Source organism: Novosphingobium sp. GW835-FHT14H07 (genome assembly GCF_058793515.1).
This window is the reverse complement of the sequence record NZ_JBXAFX010000005.1, coordinates 8,545-26,859: the sequence shown is the minus strand read 5'-3', so window position 1 is coordinate 26,859 and position 18,315 is coordinate 8,545. Positions and strand designations below refer to the sequence as shown.

Here is an 18,315-nt window from a genome sequence, read left to right as displayed (position 1 = left end):
GGAACAAGGTTTGGCGGGGAGGGAGATGAGAGGGAGAGGATCTGGCTCTCCAACCCCGCCAATTCGGGAATTCAGGTAATCAGTAGTTGTAAGCGCGCTCGCCGTGCTCACCGAGGTCGAGGCCTTCGCGTTCGACTTCTTCGGTGACCCGCAGACCGGTGACAGCCTTCGAGACATACATGGCGATGACGGTGGCAACTGCAGCCCAGCCGATGGTGGTGACGACTGCCATGATCTGCACGACCAGCTTGGCACCCATGTCGTAGTCTTCCGCGCCAGGTCCGCCGAGCGACGGAGCGTAGACGATCGCGGTGCCGATGGCGCCGACGATCCCGCCCACGCCGTGGATGCCGAAGGCGTCCAGGGCGTCGTCATAGCCGAGCTTCGGCTTGACCACGGTGACCATGTAGAAGCAGACGATCGAGGCGATGGCACCCAGGACGATCGCGCCGAACGGGCCCGAGTTACCGGCAGCCGGGGTCACCGCGACGAGGCCGGCGATGATGCCTGAGCAGAAGCCCAGCGCCGAACCCTTGTGGCCGGCTGCACGCTCGGCGAGCATCCAGAACAGACCGGCAGAAGCGGTGGCGACGAAGGTGTTGATCATGGCAAGAGCGGCCGAACCGTTGGCTTCGAGAGCCGAACCGGCGTTGAAGCCGAACCAGCCCACCCACAGCAGACCGGTGCCGATGCTGGTCATGGTCAGCGAGTGCGGCGCCATGATTTCCTTCTGGAAACCGATACGCTTGCCGAGGATGAGGCAGGCCACCAGAGCCGAGACACCGGCGTTGATGTGCACGACCGTACCACCGGCGAAGTCCAGTGCGCCCATGTCGAAGAACAGGCCGCCCGCTGCCCACACCATGTGCGCGATCGGGAAATAGGAGATCGTCAGCCAGACGGCGGCGAACACCATGATCGCCGAGAACTTCATGCGTTCGACCACCGAACCCAGCACCAGCGCCACGGTGATCGCGGCAAAGGTCATCTGGAAGCAGATGAACACGTATTCCGGAATTTCCACGCCGGCAGTGAAGGTCGCAGCCTGGCTCGAGGCGTCGACGCCCGAGAGGAAGAACTTGCCCCAGCTGATGAAGGCATTGCCTTCGGGGCCGAAAGCGAGGCCGTAGCCGAACATCACCCACATCAGCATCGCGAGACACGCGACGGCGCCGATCTGGGTCATCGTCGCGATCATGTTCTTGGTGCGGGTCAGGCCGCCGTAGAACAGCGCGAGGCCGGGAAGGATCATCATCAGGACGAGAATGGTCGAGACCATCATCCAAGCGGTATCCCCCTTGTCGACGGTGGCGGCAGGGGCCGCCTCCTGTGCGAAAGCGGCAGTGGCAGCGAAGAGCGAAGCGCCCGTTCCCGCCAAGCCACCGATCATCTTGCGGATCATGTTGGTTCCCCTAAGGTCGGAAATGGAAGGCGCGCTCAAAGCGCGGTATCCCCGGTTTCACCGGTGCGAATGCGCGTGGCCGATGCGAGGTCGAGGACGAAGATCTTGCCGTCGCCGATCGCTTCGGTGCTGGCAGCCTGCTGGATCGTTTCCACGATCTGCGGCGCAAGATCGTCGCTCGCAGCAACCTCGATCTTCACCTTCGGCAGCATGTTGGTCGAGTATTCGGCGCCACGGTAGATTTCGGTCTGGCCCTTCTGCCGACCAAAGCCCTTCACCTCCGACACCGTCATCCCAGCAACGCCCAGCCCGGACAGTGCTTCACGCACTTCGTCGAGCTTGAACGGCTTGATGATGGCGATGATGAATTTCATTCATGCCCCCTTCTGTTGCCCTCAACGCCGGGCGACCTGCCGGCGAGAAGTATTAAGCAAGGGGCGTGCCAAATCCGAATTTGTACGGATTCAGCCTTTCACGGGAACAAAAATGGCCACGTGGTGGTTATGCGCGCTCGATTCTTGTGCAGCCAAACCGGCGTGCCCAATTTTTAGGCAGTGTCCGCTGCACGGATTTGGAGCACCTATTCAGGGCAGGACGAGATCGGCCCAGACCGGCAGGTGGTCCGATCCCACCGCGGCAAGCGGACTGTGGTGCACACCCAGGCCCTCCACCCGGAGCCCATCACTCACCACGATCCGGTCAAGCTGCGCCACGGGCCGGCGCGAAGGAAAGCTCCGTCCCGGCGCAAGGACCTTCAGCGGCGCGGCGAACGCTCCCAGTGCGCCGCCCGACGGCGACCATTCGTTGAGATCGCCCATCATCACGACATGGCCGGGTTCGGCGTGCCCGGCGACATGCCCGCACACCGTCTCCACCTGCTGGCGGCGGCGCAGGCCGGAAAGATCGAGATGCATGCCCACCACGCGCACAAGCGCGCCGCCCATGCGCAAGGTGGCACAGACCGCCCCGCGCGGCTCGATTGTCGGCAATGGCACGGCGCAGGCTTCCACCACTTCGATCTCGCGCCGCACCAGCAGCGCATTGCCGTGCCAGCCCATGCTCGCTCCGGTCCGCGCCCGATCGTAATGCCCCGGCTCCACGGCACGCCACGGGCTGTGGTCGTCAAGCGTGGCGCGGGGAATCACCGCCTCGCGCAAGCCGAAGCGGCGGTCCGCTTCCTGCAGGGCAATCACGTCGGCATCGATCTCGCGCAGGATTGTCATGATCCGGTCGGGATCACGCTGCCGGTCAAGCCCGACGGCCTTGTGGATGTTGTAGCTGGCGACCTTGAGTTTCAAACCGACGTCAGGCCCCTGAAATATAGCGGTCGGTCGGCGTCACGGGCAGTCCGTCGATGCTGCTGGTGCGCGCCGCCATCTTTGCTTCCCAGGCCGCAGGATCGGATTGCGCGTGGTACTTCACCAGCGTTTGCCGCTCCTGCTCGAGTGTCATCAGCGGCACGCCCCAGCCACAGCTTGTCTGCACGCTGTCCACCGCGATGTCGAAGATCTGGCGTGTGCCTGCCAGAACCGTGAAATGCGCTGCCAGTTCCTGCCATGCGGGATCGGCAGGAAGCACCGGCTTGCCATGGCCATACAACCGAAGGATCAGCGCAGGCTGCTGGAAATTGGTCATCATGATCGTGATGCGGCCATCGGCCATCAGATGCGCGTGCGTCTCGTTGCCCGATCCGGCAAGGTCAAGATAGGCCACGCGATTTGGTCCAAGCACCCGGAAGCAGTCATAACCCTTGGGCGAAAGGTTGATCCGCCCTTCCGCTGCGGCCGTGGCCACGAAGAACACCGACTGCTGCCCGATCATCGCCTCGTGCTCGGGCAGGATGCAGTCGGTGAACTTTGCCATCAGAGGAAGTCTTTCAGCGTCGCGATGAACTTGTCGAACTGGTCGTGGTGCAGCCAGTGCCCGGCGTTCTCGAACTCGATCACCTCGGCATTGCGGAAGTGCTCGATCATCCCGTTCTCGACCGGATTGCCGGCCCAGGAATCCGCGCCGTTCAGCAGCAGGGTCGGACAGGTGATGGCCTTCCACAGCTCGTTGCGCTGCTCGATGGTGATATCATAGGGCGCGCCATCGACGTTGAGATGCGGATCGAACTTCCAGCTGAACGTGCCGTCCTCGTTGCGGTTGATGCCGTGGCGGGTCAGGTGTCGCGCCTGCTCGTCGGTCAGGTAGGGGTTCTCGCCCTTCATGCGCGCATAGGCGTCCTCGAGCGTCGGATAGCGGCGCGGCAGGCGCCCGGCGGCCTTTCGCTTCTCGCCGATGAAATCCCGGACGCGCCGTGCGAAGGGCACGTTCTTCATCATCGCCTCGCGCTCGGGCGTCGGGAACAGCCCCTCGATGGCCACGATCTTGCGCACGTTTTCCGGAAACAGCCCGGCATAGCGCAGGCTGGTGTTCGCGCCCCACGAATGCGAGACGATCGTCACCGGGGCGAGGTCGAGCTGGTGGATCAGCTGGGCCACGTCATAGACGAGGTCCATCGTGCGATAGTTGCCGTCCTCGGTCCACTGGCTGTCACCGTGGCCGCGGTGGTCCATGGCGATGATGTGCCAGTCCTCGCGCAGGGCCTCGGCGGTCCAGTCCCACGACCGGCAATGGTCGCGCCCGCCATGGACCAGCAGCAGCGGCGGCTTGTCCGTGTTGCCCCAGTCCACATAGTGGAGGCGCAGGCGCTGAGAGATGAAGGTGTTCGAACTGGGACCGAGTAACTGCATGGGCCGAGTAACTGCGCCGGATAGGCCGCGGTTTCAACCCCCGGATGCCGCTGGGCCCGCTACCTTTCCTTCGTTGCCGAGAAGGTCAGCTCAGGGTTGCGCTCCTGCTGGTAGCCCACATCCCATGACGATCGCGCCATGAAAACGGGGTCGCCATCGCGATCCTTGGCAAGGTTCGATGCATTGAAATCGGCAAAGGACTTGAGCGCCGCGTCGCTGCCCTTGAGCCAGCGTGCGGTATCGAACGGCGAAGGTTCGAGCACCGCCTCGACCTTGTATTCCGCCTCGAGGCGCGAAACCAGCACGTCGAGCTGAAGCTGGCCGACCACGCCGACGATCCACTGGCTGCCGATCTCCGGATAGAATACCTGGATCACGCCTTCTTCGGAAAGGTCGTCCAGCGCCTTGCGCAGCTGCTTGGTCTTGGTCGGGTCCTTCAGCACCACGCGGCGCAGGATTTCCGGCGCGAAGTTCGGCAGCCCCGTAAAGCGCAGGTCGTTCCTTTCCGAAAGCGTATCGCCCACGCGCAGGGTTCCGTGGTTCGGGATGCCGATGATGTCGCCCGCCTCGGCGGTGTCGGCAATCTCGCGGTCCTGCGCGAAGAACAGGATCGGCGAATGCACGGCGATCGGCTTGCCCAGGCCCGAAGGCGTCAGCTTCATGCCCCGCCTGAACGTGCCCGAGACCATGCGCATGAATGCGATACGGTCGCGGTGCTGCGGGTCCATGTTGGCCTGCACCTTGAAGATGAACCCGGTCACGTCGGGCCGCTCCGGTTCCACCGTGCCTTCGCTCGACTTCTGCGGGCGCGGCGGCGGAGCATAGCGGGCAATCGCATCGATCAGCTCGGCAACGCCGAAGTTCTTCAGCGCCGATCCGAAATAGACCGGCGTCAGGTCGCCATGGCGATAGGCTTCGAGATCGAACTCGGGGTAGCCGGCGCGGGCCAGTTCGATTTCCTCGGCAATGTCCTCGGGTATGTCGACCGCGGGTTCGCGCTTGCCCAGGAATTCGCGGCTGTCACCTTCGGGACGGGCGATGGTTTCGTCGGCGAAGTTCATCACGCCCTGAAAGATCCCGCCCATGCCGATCGGCCAGGACATCGGCACGACGTCGAGCGCCAGCGCATCGGCGACTTCGTCCAGCGTCTCGAACACCGAACGGCCTTCGCGGTCGACCTTGTTGACGAAGGTGATGATCGGCACCGAGCGCATGCGGCAGACTTCGAACAGCTTGCGCGTCTGCGGCTCGATACCCTTGGCCGCGTCAATCACCATGATCGCCGAATCGACCGCGGTCAGCGTGCGGTAGGTGTCTTCGGAAAAGTCCTCGTGGCCCGGCGTATCGAGCAGGTTGAAGACAACGCCGTCCTTCTGGAACGTCATCACCGACGACGTCACCGAGATACCGCGCTGCTGCTCGATCTTCATCCAGTCCGACCGCGCGCGGCGGGCGGCCCCGCGTGCCTTGACCTCGCCGGCAAGGTGGATCGCGCCGCCCTGAAGCAGCAGCTTCTCGGTCAGCGTGGTCTTGCCCGCGTCAGGGTGCGAAATGATGGCGAAGGTGCGGCGATTGGACATGGGGAGCGCGGTTAGCGCGGGTTTACGGTCACGTCCATGCGGAAGCTGCGCGTCGCGCCGGGATCGAGCAGGACGACGCCGGGCTTCTCGCGGAAATCGCCGGTGAAGCCTGCGGGGTCGGCGTAACCCTGCCACGGCTCGATGCAGATGTAGCGCGCGCCCGGAACCTGCCAGACGCCCATCGACGTCGTGTCGGGGAAATGGAGGTCGAGAGTGGTCCCGCCATCGGTGCCATAGGTGAGCGACTTGCTCTCGAACACGTCCCAGATCAGCGCATCGTTGCGGAACAGGTCTTCGTGCAGCCGCAGCTCGCGAGAGTTCGCAGGGCTTGGCACGGAGTTGGGGGAGAGTTCGCCAGAGTTGGGGGTGAGTTGCCGTAGAGTTGGACTTTCGCCCTTTTCAAAGACAAGCTTATGATCTTCCTTGGGAAAATCCCCGGGAAGCGGCCATGCGAAGGCCGGATGGAAGCCGAAGCTGAAGGGCAGCGCTTCCGCGTTGGGATTGAACACGCTGACCTCGGTGTGCAGCGTCATGCCCTCGATGCGGTAGGCCACTTCGAGCACGAAGCCGAATGGATAGACCGCCCGGGTGCTTGGTGAATCGGTCAGGCGGAAGCGTGCCTCCGCCCCTTCGGCATGAACCGGGGCGAAGGCACTGCGTCGTGCAAAGCCATGTTTCGGCATGGAAAATTCGCGACCATCAAGGCGCAGCGTGTCACCCGACAGCGCCCCGACGATCGGAAACAGGAAGGGCGCGTGACCCGACCAGAAGGCCGGGTCCGCATCGGTCATGTATTCCGCGCCCGCAGCGTCGGTCAGCGACCAAAGCTCTGCGCCCAAAGGATTTATTTGCGCAGTCAGCTCCGCGCTGGCGATGGTGACGAGATCGTCACTCATCCGCGCAGGACACCGCCGAGCTTGGCAGCAGCAGCCACCACCTTGTCCGAAACCGCCTTGAGCGTCGCCTCATCGAACGACTTCTCGACCGGCTGGAGCGTCACTTCGATGGCAAGGCTCTTCTGGCCCTCTGGCACGCCAGCCCCGCGGAAGTCATCGAAAATCCGTGCCGAAACAATGGCCTGCTTGTCCGCACCCTTGACAGCACGGAGCAGATCACCTGCTGGAACCGCAGCATCGACAAGGAAGGCAAAGTCGCGCGTCACCGCCTGAAGTGCAGGTGGCGCAAAGTGCGGGCGGGCGAACTGGCCGGGGCCCTTGCGCGGCGGGATGCGGTCGAGGAACAGCTCGACCACCGCCACGGGACCATCGAGATCGAAGGCCCTGGCGGTTGCCGGATGCAGCATGCCGAAGCGCGCCAGCACCTGCTTTGGCCCGAGGCGCAGGGTGGCCGACTGGCCGGGGTGGAACTGATCCCCAGCCTCGCCCATGACCTGCAGGTTGTCGACCGGAGCGCCCGCTTCTGCAAGCAGCGCCAGCGCTTCGGCCTTGGCGTCGAATGCGTCGAACAGCTTGGCCTTGCCAGTCGCCCAGCCGCGCGAGACGGATTCGCCTGCCAGAACAACGGCTAGGCTCAGCTTTTCGTCGCTCGCGCCATTGGCGCCGCGCAAGTAGCGGCGGCCGATCTCGAACAGGCGCACCGAGGTGGCGCCACGGTGGAGATTGCGCTGGGCGGCCGAGAGCAGGCCGGGCAGCAGCGAGGGGCGCATGACCTTGAGGTCTTCGGAGATCGGGTTGGCCAGCGCCCAGGTTTCCTCGCCATCGGCAAAGTGCGCGGCTTCCTTCTCGGGCAGGAACGACCACGTCACCGCTTCATGCAGGCCACGCGAGGCAGCCGCTCTGCGGACCCGGCGCTCAAGCGTCTGCACCGCAGTTGCGGTCGGCTTGGCCACACCATCTGCGCGCGGCAGCGGCGTGGAAGGCACGGCATCGAGCCCGTGGACGCGGATCACTTCCTCGACGATGTCGGGTGCGCCGTCCACGTCCGGGCGCCAGGTCGGCACGGTGACGGTCCAGTCTTCGGCCACGTCGAAGCCGAGCGCGGCAAGGATGCGCTTCTGTTCGCCATTGCCGACGTCGATGCCGCCAAGGCTACCGGCCAGCTTCGGATCATAGGTCACGGTCTTGCGCGCCAGCGGCGGTTGCCCTGCGCGCACGACTTCGCTCGCTTCGCCACCGCAGATCTCGAGGATCAGACTGGTCAGCAGGTCAAGCCCGGTATCGAGGAACGCCGGATCGACGCCACGTTCGAACCGCCCGCGCGCGTCGGAAGCTAGCGCCAGCGCCTGCCCGGTGCGGGCGATGGAAGCCGGATCGAAGTACGCAACTTCGAGCAGGACGTCGGTCGTCCCGTCCGAGCAGCCCGAATCTTCGCCACCCATGATCCCGGCGATGTCATGCACGCCGGCATCGTCGGAAATCACCGTCATCCACGGCTGCAGCGCATATTCCTTGCCATTGAGCGCGAGGCAGGTCTCGCCTTCGCGCGCCTTGCGGGCCACGACCGCGCCCGAAAGCTTCGCCATGTCATAGGCGTGAGCCGGGCGGCCATAGCCGAGCATGACGTAATTGGTAATGTCCACCAGGGCCGAGATCGGACGCTGGCCCGCGCTCTTCAGGTAGTCCTGCAGCCACTTCGGGCTCGGCCCATTCTTTACGCCACGAATCACGCGGCCGTAGAAGGCGGGGCAACCTTCAGGATCGTCGGTGCGCACTTCGACCGGACAGGGGAAGCTGCCAGCAACCGGCTTGGCTTCGATCGGCTTGAGCACGCCCAAGCCCGCCGCAGCGAGATCGCGGGCGATGCCGTGAACGCCCATGCAGTCCGGACGGTTGGGCGTGATCGCCACGTCGAACACCGGGTCCGATCCGAGGTAATCGGCAAAGGTCGTGCCGAGCGGCGCGTCTTCGGGCAGTTCGATGATGCCGTCATGCTCTTCGCCAAGGCCAAGCTCGCGCGTCGAGCACATCATGCCGTTGGATTCGACGCCGCGGATGGCGGACTTACGAAGTTCCATGCCATTGGCCGGGACCACTGCGCCGGGCAGGCCGAGCACGCCGACAAGGCCTGCACGCGCATTGGGCGCGCCACAGACAACCTGCAGGGGCGAACCATCACCAAGATCGACGGAGAGCACCTGCAGCTTGTCGGCCTGCGGGTGCTTCTCCGCCGTCAGCACGCGGGCGACGCGGAAGCTCTTGAGCGCCGCCGAGGCATCTTCGACGCCTTCGATCTCCAGGCCCAGCGAGGTCAGCTTTTCGGCGATGGTGCGGGCGTCGGCCTTGGTATCGAGGACCGACTTCAACCACGAAAGCGAGAACTTCACGAACGTACTCCAACACCGCCGGAAAGGGTCGGCACATCGAGCGCGCCGAAGCCGTAGTGGCCAAGCCACCGCACATCGCCATCGAAGAAGGCGCGCAGGTCATCCATGCCGTACTTGAGCATGGCGAGGCGATCGACGCCGGTGCCGAAGGCGAAGCCCTGCCATTCATCGGGATCGAGCCCGCCGAACTCGATGACCTTGCGGTTGACCATGCCGCTGCCCAGCACTTCCATCCAGCCACCGTTCTCCGCATCGCCGCTGCCGCCAACGACGCGCTTGCCGTTGATGAGCGTGTAACCGACGTCGACCTCCACCGATGGTTCGGTGAAGGGGAAGTAGCTCGGGCGCAGGCGCAGGACGATGTCGTCCCGTTCGAAGAAGGCCTTGAGGAAGGTTTCCAGCGTCCACTTGAGATGGCCGAGGTGGATGCCCTTGTCGATGACGAGGCCTTCGATCTGGTGGAACATCGGCGTGTGCGTGGCGTCCGAGTCCGAACGATAGACGCGGCCCGGGGCGATGATGCGGATCGGCGCGCCTTGCGCGATCATCGAACGGATCTGCACCGGCGAGGTATGCGTGCGCAGCAGCATCGAACGGCCTTCGGCATCCTTGTCAGGGAAATAGAAGGTATCGTGCATCGCGCGCGCCGGATGCGTCTCGGGCATGTTGAGCGCGGTGAAGTTGTGCCAGTCGTCCTCGATCTCGGGACCGCTCGCGACGGCGAAGCCCATGTCGGCGAAGATCTCGGCCAGTTCGTCCATGACCTGCGAAACCGGGTGAACCGAACCCCTGGGCGCTTGCGGCGCGGGAAGGGAAAGGTCGACCGTTTCGGCCGCGAGGCGCGCTTCGAGCGCGGCGCTTTCCAGTGCGTTCTTGCGGTCTGCGAGGGCGGCGGTCACCGCTTCGCGTGCGGCGTGAATCTTCGGGCCTTCGCTCTGCCGCTGGTCCGGGGTCATCCCGCCCAGCGACTTGAGCAGGGCGCTGACCCAGCCCTGCTTGCCGAGCGCGGAGACGCGGATCGCCTCCACCGCTTCGGGCGTGCCTGCTTCCGCAATGGCCGCGAGCGTTGCGGCCTGCTGTTGATCGAGGTTTTCCATCGGCAAGCCGCTAGCCGCAAATGCGCCGGAATCAAAGTCTGGAGTTAAGATCGAGTGGGGGTGTGCAGGGCTTGAACCGCCGCGCCGACGAACTCCTTCCGTGCGCGCATGACTTCCTGCAGCACGGGCTTGGGGCAATGGGCATATTCGCTCGGGCTCATGCCCATGAAACGGTGGAAGTCCCGAACGAACTGGGCCTGATCATGGTAGTGACCATCGATCGCGCCGATCCACTTCAGCGACGGGTCCATCATGTATTGCACGAGGCTGCGCATGAAGCGCTGGCGACGCAGGAGGAGCCGGGGCGGGAAGCCGAAATGCTTGCGGCACAGGCGCTCCACGGTGTGGGTGGGCAACTGGGTCGCCTCGGCCATCTCGCTCACGGAAGCGATGTCCGGATCGACCAAGGCGGCGTGGCAGGCGACAATGCGTGGATCGTCTTCGACGTCGGCCGCCAGGTTCTGTTCGAAGAAGCGGGTGATGCGCGAAAGTTCGGCCTGCTCGTCCTTCTCCTTGCCGAAGACCGAGGCCGCGAGAGGACGGAAGGGGGCAAGGAAAGGCTCGCTGGCGACGTCATAGATATGATCGGCGTGCGCATTGGCGGGCTGGCGCACGAAGCGCGCCCAGCCCAGCGGCAAGAGGCCGATGCCCCAGATGCGCGTGGTGCCGGTGGTGAATTCCAGAGTGGTGCTCGTCGGCCCGGTGGCGTTGGCCTGGACGCCCGCGAACGGAGGCCGACCCGGCAATTGCGAATCCGGAAAGTCGCCCTGGTAGATGCGGATGTTTGCCCATTCAGGGTGGAGGTGATCGGTCACCCGGCCTTGGGGCACGTCGATCTCGGTCAGGTAAAATGTCGTGAAATAGCGCTGCAGCGGCTCTGGCGGCCGATGGAATCGAACCCGGACTGTGCAGTCCCCGGTCAAGCTGTGCGCGCCCCTGTTTACTTTAGTTATGTGTTGTTCATCCGCACCCTGCACTGCGCTTGCGCGAATCGCAACGAAAAAGGGCGGCTCCCGAAGGAACCGCCCTTTTGTTCAGCCTGCTTGCAACGCCGATCAGGCGGCGGGCAGGGCAGCCTTCGCCTGAGCGATGACGGCGGTGAAGATCGCACCTTCGTTCATCGCGAGGTCGGCCATGGTCTTGCGGTCGAGCTCGATCCCGGCAAGCTTGGTGCCATGGATGAACTGCGAGTAGGTCAGGCCTTCGGCGCGGACAGCAGCGTTGATGCGCTGGATCCACAGGGCGCGGAAGCTGCGCTTCTTGACCTTGCGGTCGCGGTATGCGTACTGGCCGGCCTTTTCGACGGCCTGACGGGCGACGCGGATGGTGTTCTTGCGACGGCCGCGATAGCCCTTCGCCTGATCCAGAATCCGCTTGTGCTTGGCTTTGGTGGTTACACCACGCTTGATACGGCTCATAGTTCAGCGCTCCTCAGTTCAGCCCGTAGGGCGCCCACTTCTTGATCACCTTCGCATCGGCGTCGGAGATCACGTCAGTGCCGCGGTTCTGGCGGATGTACTTGGCGTTGTGGCTGATCAGGCGGTGGCGCTTGCCGGCAACGCCGTGCTTCACCTTGCCGGTGGCGGTGAGCTTGAAGCGCTTTTTCACGCCGCTCTTCGTCTTCATCTTGGGCATTTTCGTCTCCTGAGTTCGACGCGTCCGATCTGCCTTGGCAGCCCTTGTGGCCAGGCCGATCATCGAATCCGTGTCGGTTGAAGGTGGGGCCGTTAGGGGATGCGGCGCGGAAAGGCAAGTGTTGTGGAGTCTTTGCACGGTGCGCCCTGGCATCAGCAAAGGGCTGGCGGCACCGGCCCGCTCCCCCGCGAACCGGCGTAGCTTTTCATTTCCCGATATCCGCCAGATCGTATGGCGTCGTCTGGTACGTCTCGTTTACCCAGTTGCCGTAGAGCAGGTGGCCGTGGCCGCGCCAGGTGTTGGCGGGCATGGCCTGGGGATCGTCACCGGGGAAATAGTGGCGGGGCAAGTACTTGCCTTCGTCCCGCGCATATTCGCCCGCCAGCGTCAGCGTATCGTACTCGAGATGGTTGAACATGTGCAACGTGTTGTGGGCCGGGTCATCGATCAGGCACAGGCCGGTTTCGGCGCTGTCGGCAAGGACCGAAAGGCCGCGACCTTCGGGCAGGTCCTCGCGGCGCACTTCGCTCCAGCGCGACACAGGCACGTCGAACACATCGGGCAGGCCGCGCATGAAGGGACTGGCGGGCGCGTGGTTGATGTGGCGGAACACGCCCGAGGCCTTGGTCGGCAAGGGGTGCTTCTCGATGCCATGGAAATGATGCAGCGCGGCCATCGCGCCCCAGCACACCGACAGCGTGCGGTGCACGTTGGTCTGCGACCAGTCGAAGATGCGGGCGAGCTCGTCCCAGTAGCTGACCTCTTCATAAGGAATCGTCTCGACCGGTGCGCCGGTGACGATCAAGCCATCGTACTTCTCGGCACGCACGTCCTCCCACGGACGGTAGAAGGCCGAGATGTGACCTGCCGAAGTGTTCTTGCTGACGTGGTCGGAAATGCGCACCAGCTCAAGCTCGACCTGCAGCGGAGTTGCGCCCAGAAGGCGGGCGATCTGGGTCTCGGTGGTGATCTTGTCGGGCATCAGGTTGAGCAGGGCGATCCGCATCGGGCGGATGTCCTGGCGCGCGGCCTCGGTCTCGCTCATCACGATCACGCCCTCCGCCTCGAGTGTGCGGCGGGCAGGGAGATTGTCGGCAATCCTGATCGGCACGTGCAACGTCTTCCTCAAACCTGAGGGAGAAGACGCTCTTCACGGTGTCCGTGTCCGTTTGGTTGCCGGATCGGCCACATCCCCTTTCTGCTTGCGGCAGATCGGGTACCACCTTGCCCGGATCGGCAGGTTGGCGTTGGAGCGTCACTCCAACTCTCGATGTAGGACGACAGATAGAACCGCCTTGAAAGCTTTGCAACGGGGCGAAGGTGCAGGATGTCACTTGCTATTGCGATCCAGTCTCATTATTAATGCGAGTCATTGGCAGGAAGCGTGCTGCCCTGGAGTTTCAGTGCAATGTTCATCTGCATCTGCAATGCCATCCGCGAGAAGGACATCCGCGCCACTGCCCGCTGCCACGCCGGCAATGCAGAGGAGATCTACGGCCGCATGGGCTTCAAGCCGCAGTGCCGGCAGTGCCTTGATGATGCCGAGGACGTGATCGCCGACGAGCGCGCCTGCGCGCTGGCATAAGTCCCACGTTGCAAAGTGTTGCAGGCACCCGGTGCGAGTCGTTCGCGCTTTATGCCGTCCATCCTGCAGCGTAACGTCGCTCCATCCATTGCAAAGGAGCCAGCGCGATGAAGGGCGATGCCAAGGTCATCGAATATCTCAACAAGGCCCTGCTCAACGAGCTGACCGCGATCAACCAGTACTGGCTGCACTACCGCCTGCTCGCCAACTGGGGCGTCAAGAAGCTGGCCGAGTACGAGCGCCACGAATCGATCGACGAGATGAAGCACGCCGACATGCTGGCGGACCGCATCCTGTTCCTCGATGGCCTGCCCAACTTCCAGGCGCTCGGCCGCCTGCGCGTTGGCGAATCGGTCGAGGAGATCCTCAAGGCTGACCTTGCCTTGGAGATGGATGCCCTGCCGCTGCTCAGGGATGCCATCGCCCACTGTGAATCCGTACGCGATTTCGTCAGCCGCGATCTTTTCGCCAAGATCCTCGAGAGCGAGGAAGAGCATGTCGACGTGATCGAGAAGCAGTTCGACATGATCGAGCGCATGGGTCTGGCCAACTACATCCAGCTCAACAGCGAAGCCGCCGAAAGCTGATCCTGGCGCTGCGAAGCGGCCTCCTACTCGGCCGCTTCGCTCACTTCCGCGCTTTCCGCCGCCTGACGCGCCCACATTTCGGCGTAGAGGCCATCGCGGCGCAGCAGGTCGGCGTGGTTGCCTTGTTCTGACAGGCGCCCCTGATCCAGCACGAGAATCGTGTCGGAATCAGCAATCGTCGACAACCGGTGGGCGATGGAGATCGTGGTGCGGTGGCTGGCGACGGCGCGCATGGTGGAGAGGATGTCCTGCTCCGTGCGGGTATCGAGCGCACTGGTCGCCTCATCGAACAGCAGGATTGGCGGGTTCTTCACAAGGGTGCGCGCGATGGCGACGCGCTGCTTTTCGCCGCCCGACAGCTTCAGGCCGCGTTCGCCGACTTCGGTGTCATAGCCTTGCGGCAATCGCGCGATGAAGTCTGCGATCGCCGCGCCCTTGGCGGCGGCCTCGACCTCGGCCATTCCTGCACCGTCACGACCATAGGCGATGTTATAGCCTATGGTGTCGTTGAACAGCACCGAGTCCTGCGGAACGATGCCCAGTGCGGCGCGCAAGGAAGCCTGCGTCACGCCTGCAATGTCCTGCCCGTCGATCAGGATACGCCCGGACCACGGGTCATAGAAGCGGAACAGCAGGCGCGCGATGGTCGACTTGCCCGCGCCTGATGGGCCGACGATGGCCACGCGGCTGCCCGCAGGCACTTCGAACGACAGACCGTGCAGGATCTCGCGATCGCGGTCATAACCGAACACGACATTGTCGAACGTCACCGAGGGGCGGTTCACCACCAGCGCAGGCGCATCGGCGGCGTCTGCCACTTCGATATGCGTGTCGATCAGGCGGAACATTTCGGCCATGTCGATCAGGCCCTGCCGGATGGTGCGATAGACCATGCCGAGCATGTCGAGCGGGCGGAAGAGCTGGGTGAGGTACGTGTTGACGAAGACAAGGTCGCCGACCGTCAATTTGCCCTGTGACCAGCCATAGACAGTCCAGGCCATTGCCCCCGCCATCAGCAGGTTGACGATCAGGGCCTGCGCGATGTTGAGGAGGCCAAGGCTGTTTTCGCTCTTCACCGCGGCATCGGCGTAGGCGCGCGCGGCGGAGGCGTATCGCGCTTCCTCGCGCGCTTCGGCGCCGAAGTATTTCACCGTCTCGTAGTTCAGCAGCGAGTCGACCGCGCGGGCCAGCGCCTGGCCATCGAGCCGGTTCATCTTCTCGCGCAGCGCCGTACGCCATTCGGTGATGGTGCGCGTGGCGTAGACATAGGCGATCACGGCAAGGATCGTCGCCGTGACCAGTCCCAGCCCGAAGTTCAGCCAGAAGATCACGATGACCGCCGTCAGCTCGATCACCGTCGGGGCAATGTTGAACAGCAGGAAATAGAGCATCGTGTCGATGCTCTTGGTTCCGCGCTCGATCACCTTGGTTACCTCGCCGGTGCGGCGGGCGAGGTGGAAGCGCAGCGACAGCTTGTGGAGGCGGGCGAAGACGTTTTCCGCCAGATGCCGCGTGGCGTCCTGGCCAACGCGCTCGAACACGATGTTGCGCAGGTTGTCGAACAACACCCCGGCAAAGCGACCGAGGGCATAGGCCAGGACGAACGCCAGTGCGACAGTCAGGGCAGGCTGAGCGCCTGCCGGAAGCGTCATTGCGTCGACGGCTTTCTTGTATGCGAATGGCAGCGCAAGTGTCGTCGCCTTGCCGAGCAGTACCATGACCACCGCGCCCATGACCCGGCGGCGCAGGACCGCATTGTCGGCAGGCCAGAGGTACGGGAGGAAGCGCTTGAGCGTGGCCCAGCCATCGTGGCGGGCGTCTTTGGGACTCGTCGGTGTATCAGGTGGCATGGGTTCCCACATAGGGAACGTGGACGGCTATGCCAGAGCTTTGAAAGTTTACAGCGGCAAAGGCGGCCTTGCAGGCAGACTGGCAATCAGAACCGGATGCTCCTGTGCGAGTCCGGCATTGCGGTCCCGGGCGGCAGGTCGAACAGCACGCGCCTTGTCGCGAAGTCGATCGCCACCCGCCTGAACATGCGCATCTGCGCCATACCCAGCAGGATTGCCGGGCGCTTGACCAGATCGAGCCGGTGGAACGCCGGGGAGTCGGCAAAGGCGAGGGGGGTATTGTGGATCTGCAACCCTTCGATCTCGATCGTCGAGGCCATGACAATATCCGCATTGAGCGCCTGGCCCGTCACCGAGAACAGTGTCGTCTGCTCGGTGCGGTTGCGGCGGGCCATGGCCTTGCGCAGCGCAAGGTTGCCGATCGAGCTGTCAGACCCGGTATCGAGCACGACGTCGGTGTGGACGCCATCGATGATCGCGTTGGTCATGATCAGCTGGCCCGAACGCCGCTTGGCCTTGACGACGATCTCGAAGCCTTTCGTGCCGCCCAGCGATGCGGCATCGCCAATGGCGATGCGATTGGCGCCGAAGTCTATCAGCACGCGCTGGTCCTGCAGGCTGTCGAGCCCGACGATGCCTTGCGCGCCGATATGCTCGGCTTCCAGCAGCGGCGCGGTCAGGGTATAATATGTCCGCTTTCCGAGGCTTATCTCCTCGACATCGACCAGTTCCACTTGGTGCGAGCCTGCCACGCCGACGACCACGCCATTGCCGGTCACAGGCAGGCCCAACCCTTGCGCCACCTGCCGTGAAAGGACCGTGCGCTCGGAGCCGGTGTCGATCAGGAAATCGTAGGGGCCGCTTTTCCCGATCAGGACCGGGACAGTCATGCGATCATGTCTGTCCCGTTGGAGCTGCACAAGCTCGTCAGCAGGTGATGGGAAGGGCTGGGTCGCCGGTTCGCTGGCGAACGCCGGCGGCACGATGCTGGCCAGCGCAAGCATGAAAAGCCTTCGCGAAAACACCGGCAAAGGGTGGCCCTGTGGCATGGCGACTTCTCCCATGCCTGATTTACGCCTGCATGGGCGCCTTGGCGAGTCCTTAGCGCGTGGCGGGGGACGAGCGACGAATGAGCGCCAGCAGTCCGCGAGCGATCTCGTGGATCTCGGCGTAAAGCGGATGGCCGAGCACTCGCAAGGAGGCGAGCCACAGCACGATCCCGAGCGCAACAGTCGATGCGGCCTGCACCAGCCCGAGTTCGGCGGGACCTTGCCCGATGAAGAACCCCAGCAATAACGGCAGGACTGCGGCCAGCGAGACGGCGGCACTACACAACCAGCCCAGCAGGATGTCGCGGTAACGCAGCTCGAGTGTCGAAGCCAGCAAGGGCAGGTAGATCACGACCCATAGCCCGGCATGTATCACGCGCGAGGCGGCCACCCATTCCAGCCCCAGCGGCGCAGTAAGTGCGATCAGCACCACGGACAGCACCGTCTCGATGACCATACAGCGCATGAGCGGCTTCAGCCGTCCCATAAGCACCGGCAGGTCTGCATAGAGCGGCAGCGCGACGTAGCCGATCTGCGAGAGCGCAACCCAGGTGAGCAGGGGCGCCGCTGCCATCCAGCGCTCGCCGTAAAGCAACCTGATCAGGGGCTCGCCGAGCACCGCGATGCCCGCCATGGCCGGCCAGGTTACCCCGGTATAGGCCGCCAGCACGCGCAGATAGGGTGGCCCCAAGGGTTCACCGCTATCGCGGATCCGGCGAAACGCGGGATAGAAGACGCCGGTAACCGCACCCGCGATCAGCAGGCGCAACTGCAGGGCCAATCCCGATGCGCGCGCAAAGAGGCCGACAGCGGCGCTGTCGATCATGCGCCCGATGACCAGCTCCGGCGCGCGGGCAGAGAGTGAACTGCAGACCACTTGTACGGTGTTGGTGCCGCCCAGTGCCATGACGTCTGCCGCGCGCGCTATCTTTGGCGGCCACGGCAGCATGCCGCCCGAACGCCACTGACTGATGAGCAACCGCGCCGCCTGCTGGGCGAAGGCCCCCCAGGCGAGGGCAAGCGCGCCATGACCAAGGATCGCCAGGATCAATGCGGTCAAGGCGTTGGCCACCGCCGCTCCGACCTCGATCATCGTGTTCGAACGATAGTCCATGCGGCGCTGGCAGGTCGCCTGGGGGACGATCGCCAGCGGCACGAGCAGGTAGGATGCCGCGATGACCAGAGTGATCGGCAGCAATTGCGGATCGCCATAGAAGACAGCGATCGGCCAGGCACTGGCGAGAGCGAGAAGCGCTATCCCCCAGGCGAAGACCACCGAAATCGTGAAAGCGGACCGCAGTTTCTCTGCCGTGAGATCGCGCTCTCCGTTGATATAACGCGTGACGCCGAAATCCTGCAGGAATGCGACCAGCGTGACCGCGGCAAAGGCGATCGAGAACCGGCCCAGCTGATCGGGCGTGATGTACCAGCGCGCGAGCACGATGCTGGCCACGAACTGCAGCGCAAAGGAGGCATATTGCGAGATCAGCGCCCAGACGGCTGCCGCGCGGA

The 18,315-nt window shown here is 64.1% G+C and carries 18 protein-coding genes and 1 riboswitch (1 of these 19 only partly in view); of the genes, 2 read left to right on the top strand and 16 right to left on the bottom strand.

Annotated features, from left to right (window positions below):
- Positions 1-79: 79 nt before the first annotated feature.
- From AC1Q5P_RS06365 to AC1Q5P_RS06305, 13 genes are all read right to left on the bottom strand, one after another.
- Positions 80-1,402, bottom strand: a complete 1,323-nt coding sequence (locus tag AC1Q5P_RS06365; RefSeq protein WP_039333662.1) for an ammonium transporter — start codon at positions 1,400-1,402, stop codon at positions 80-82.
- Positions 1,403-1,437: 35 nt separating this feature from the next.
- The gene (locus tag AC1Q5P_RS06360; RefSeq protein ID WP_039333663.1) at positions 1,438-1,776 is read right to left on the bottom strand and encodes a P-II family nitrogen regulator; all 339 of its coding nucleotides are present in this window, start codon (positions 1,774-1,776) and stop codon (positions 1,438-1,440) included.
- Between the two features lie 210 nt (positions 1,777-1,986).
- Positions 1,987-2,700 carry an endonuclease/exonuclease/phosphatase family protein gene (locus AC1Q5P_RS06355; protein WP_492518499.1) on the bottom strand — a complete coding sequence of 238 codons (714 nt, stop codon included), beginning with the start codon at positions 2,698-2,700 and terminating at the stop codon, positions 1,987-1,989.
- A gap of 7 nt (positions 2,701-2,707) precedes the next feature.
- A complete protein-coding gene (locus AC1Q5P_RS06350; protein ID WP_039333665.1) occupies positions 2,708-3,265 on the bottom strand; it encodes a pyridoxamine 5'-phosphate oxidase family protein in 558 nt (185 codons plus the stop codon).
- Positions 3,265-4,137 carry an alpha/beta fold hydrolase gene (locus AC1Q5P_RS06345; protein ID WP_039333667.1) on the bottom strand — a complete coding sequence of 291 codons (873 nt, stop codon included), beginning with the start codon at positions 4,135-4,137 and terminating at the stop codon, positions 3,265-3,267. Before AC1Q5P_RS06345 ends, AC1Q5P_RS06350 begins: the two co-directional genes overlap by 1 nt.
- Positions 4,138-4,196: 59 nt before the next feature.
- Positions 4,197-5,717 carry a peptide chain release factor 3 gene (locus tag AC1Q5P_RS06340; RefSeq protein WP_193827233.1) on the bottom strand — a complete coding sequence of 507 codons (1,521 nt, stop codon included), beginning with the start codon at positions 5,715-5,717 and terminating at the stop codon, positions 4,197-4,199.
- Positions 5,718-5,728: 11 nt separating this feature from the next.
- Positions 5,729-6,613, bottom strand: coding sequence for an aldose 1-epimerase family protein (locus AC1Q5P_RS06335; RefSeq protein ID WP_492476960.1), 885 nt, complete (start codon positions 6,611-6,613; stop codon positions 5,729-5,731).
- Positions 6,610-9,000, bottom strand: coding sequence for a phenylalanine--tRNA ligase subunit beta (pheT, locus tag AC1Q5P_RS06330; RefSeq protein ID WP_492518498.1), 2,391 nt, complete (start codon positions 8,998-9,000; stop codon positions 6,610-6,612). Before pheT ends, AC1Q5P_RS06335 begins: the two co-directional genes overlap by 4 nt.
- Entirely contained in the window at positions 8,997-10,097 is a 1,101-nt protein-coding gene (gene pheS / locus AC1Q5P_RS06325) for a phenylalanine--tRNA ligase subunit alpha (protein WP_427466401.1), read from the bottom strand. Before pheS ends, pheT begins: the two co-directional genes overlap by 4 nt.
- Before the next feature lie 44 nt (positions 10,098-10,141).
- A complete protein-coding gene (locus tag AC1Q5P_RS06320; RefSeq protein WP_230487710.1) occupies positions 10,142-11,020 on the bottom strand; it encodes a helix-turn-helix domain-containing protein in 879 nt (292 codons plus the stop codon).
- A 132-nt stretch (positions 11,021-11,152) separates the two neighbouring features.
- On the bottom strand, positions 11,153-11,515 hold the full coding sequence (gene rplT / locus AC1Q5P_RS06315) for a 50S ribosomal protein L20 (RefSeq protein WP_039333676.1): 363 nt from the start codon (positions 11,513-11,515) through the stop codon (positions 11,153-11,155).
- 13 nt (positions 11,516-11,528) lie between these two features.
- Positions 11,529-11,732, bottom strand: coding sequence for a 50S ribosomal protein L35 (gene rpmI / locus AC1Q5P_RS06310; RefSeq protein ID WP_039333769.1), 204 nt, complete (start codon positions 11,730-11,732; stop codon positions 11,529-11,531).
- A gap of 205 nt (positions 11,733-11,937) precedes the next feature.
- Entirely contained in the window at positions 11,938-12,843 is a 906-nt protein-coding gene (locus AC1Q5P_RS06305; protein ID WP_039333678.1) for a homoserine O-succinyltransferase, read from the bottom strand.
- Positions 12,844-12,891: 48 nt separating this feature from the next.
- Positions 12,892-13,011, bottom strand: a riboswitch (SAM-I-IV-variant riboswitch).
- Between the two features lie 129 nt (positions 13,012-13,140).
- Between AC1Q5P_RS06305 and AC1Q5P_RS06300 the strand changes: the two genes are divergently transcribed.
- Together AC1Q5P_RS06300 and bfr are read left to right on the top strand one after the other, a co-directional pair.
- On the top strand, positions 13,141-13,317 hold the full coding sequence (locus tag AC1Q5P_RS06300) for a (2Fe-2S)-binding protein (protein ID WP_039333680.1): 177 nt from the start codon (positions 13,141-13,143) through the stop codon (positions 13,315-13,317).
- Positions 13,318-13,424: 107 nt separating this feature from the next.
- On the top strand, positions 13,425-13,904 hold the full coding sequence (gene bfr / locus AC1Q5P_RS06295) for a bacterioferritin (protein WP_118073027.1): 480 nt from the start codon (positions 13,425-13,427) through the stop codon (positions 13,902-13,904).
- A gap of 23 nt (positions 13,905-13,927) precedes the next feature.
- Here bfr and atm1 read toward each other — a convergent pair whose 3' ends face one another.
- The 3 genes from atm1 to AC1Q5P_RS06280 all read right to left on the bottom strand — a co-directional run.
- A complete protein-coding gene (gene atm1 / locus AC1Q5P_RS06290) occupies positions 13,928-15,754 on the bottom strand; it encodes a heavy metal ABC transporter ATP-binding protein/permease Atm1 (RefSeq protein WP_492518497.1) in 1,827 nt (608 codons plus the stop codon).
- An 86-nt stretch (positions 15,755-15,840) separates the two neighbouring features.
- Positions 15,841-16,803: an aspartyl protease family protein gene (locus AC1Q5P_RS06285; RefSeq protein ID WP_492518496.1), complete on the bottom strand. Its 963-nt coding sequence runs from the start codon at positions 16,801-16,803 to the stop codon at positions 15,841-15,843.
- 52 nt (positions 16,804-16,855) lie between these two features.
- Positions 16,856-18,315 carry the 3' portion of an oligosaccharide flippase family protein gene (locus AC1Q5P_RS06280; RefSeq protein WP_492518495.1) on the bottom strand. It continues 64 nt past the right edge of the window, so only the last 1,460 of its 1,524 coding nucleotides appear in the window; its start codon lies beyond the right edge, outside the window; the stop codon is at positions 16,856-16,858.

Coding starts and splice junctions, on each gene's coding strand:
- rplT (WP_039333676.1), bottom strand. CDS start 11,515: ATGAGCCGTATCAAGCGTGGTGTAACCACCAAAGCCAAGCACAAGCGG.
- AC1Q5P_RS06335 (WP_492476960.1), bottom strand. CDS start 6,613: ATGAGTGACGATCTCGTCACCATCGCCAGCGCGGAGCTGACTGCGCAA.
- rpmI (WP_039333769.1), bottom strand. CDS start 11,732: ATGCCCAAGATGAAGACGAAGAGCGGCGTGAAAAAGCGCTTCAAGCTC.
- AC1Q5P_RS06340 (WP_193827233.1), bottom strand. CDS start 5,717: ATGTCCAATCGCCGCACCTTCGCCATCATTTCGCACCCTGACGCGGGC.
- AC1Q5P_RS06350 (WP_039333665.1), bottom strand. CDS start 3,265: ATGGCAAAGTTCACCGACTGCATCCTGCCCGAGCACGAGGCGATGATC.
- AC1Q5P_RS06360 (WP_039333663.1), bottom strand. CDS start 1,776: ATGAAATTCATCATCGCCATCATCAAGCCGTTCAAGCTCGACGAAGTG.
- AC1Q5P_RS06285 (WP_492518496.1), bottom strand. CDS start 16,803: ATGCCACAGGGCCACCCTTTGCCGGTGTTTTCGCGAAGGCTTTTCATG.
- atm1 (WP_492518497.1), bottom strand. CDS start 15,754: ATGCCACCTGATACACCGACGAGTCCCAAAGACGCCCGCCACGATGGC.
- pheS (WP_427466401.1), bottom strand. CDS start 10,097: ATGGAAAACCTCGATCAACAGCAGGCCGCAACGCTCGCGGCCATTGCG.
- AC1Q5P_RS06365 (WP_039333662.1), bottom strand. CDS start 1,402: ATGATCCGCAAGATGATCGGTGGCTTGGCGGGAACGGGCGCTTCGCTC.
- AC1Q5P_RS06345 (WP_039333667.1), bottom strand. CDS start 4,137: ATGCAGTTACTCGGTCCCAGTTCGAACACCTTCATCTCTCAGCGCCTG.
- AC1Q5P_RS06300 (WP_039333680.1), top strand. CDS start 13,141: ATGTTCATCTGCATCTGCAATGCCATCCGCGAGAAGGACATCCGCGCC.
- bfr (WP_118073027.1), top strand. CDS start 13,425: ATGAAGGGCGATGCCAAGGTCATCGAATATCTCAACAAGGCCCTGCTC.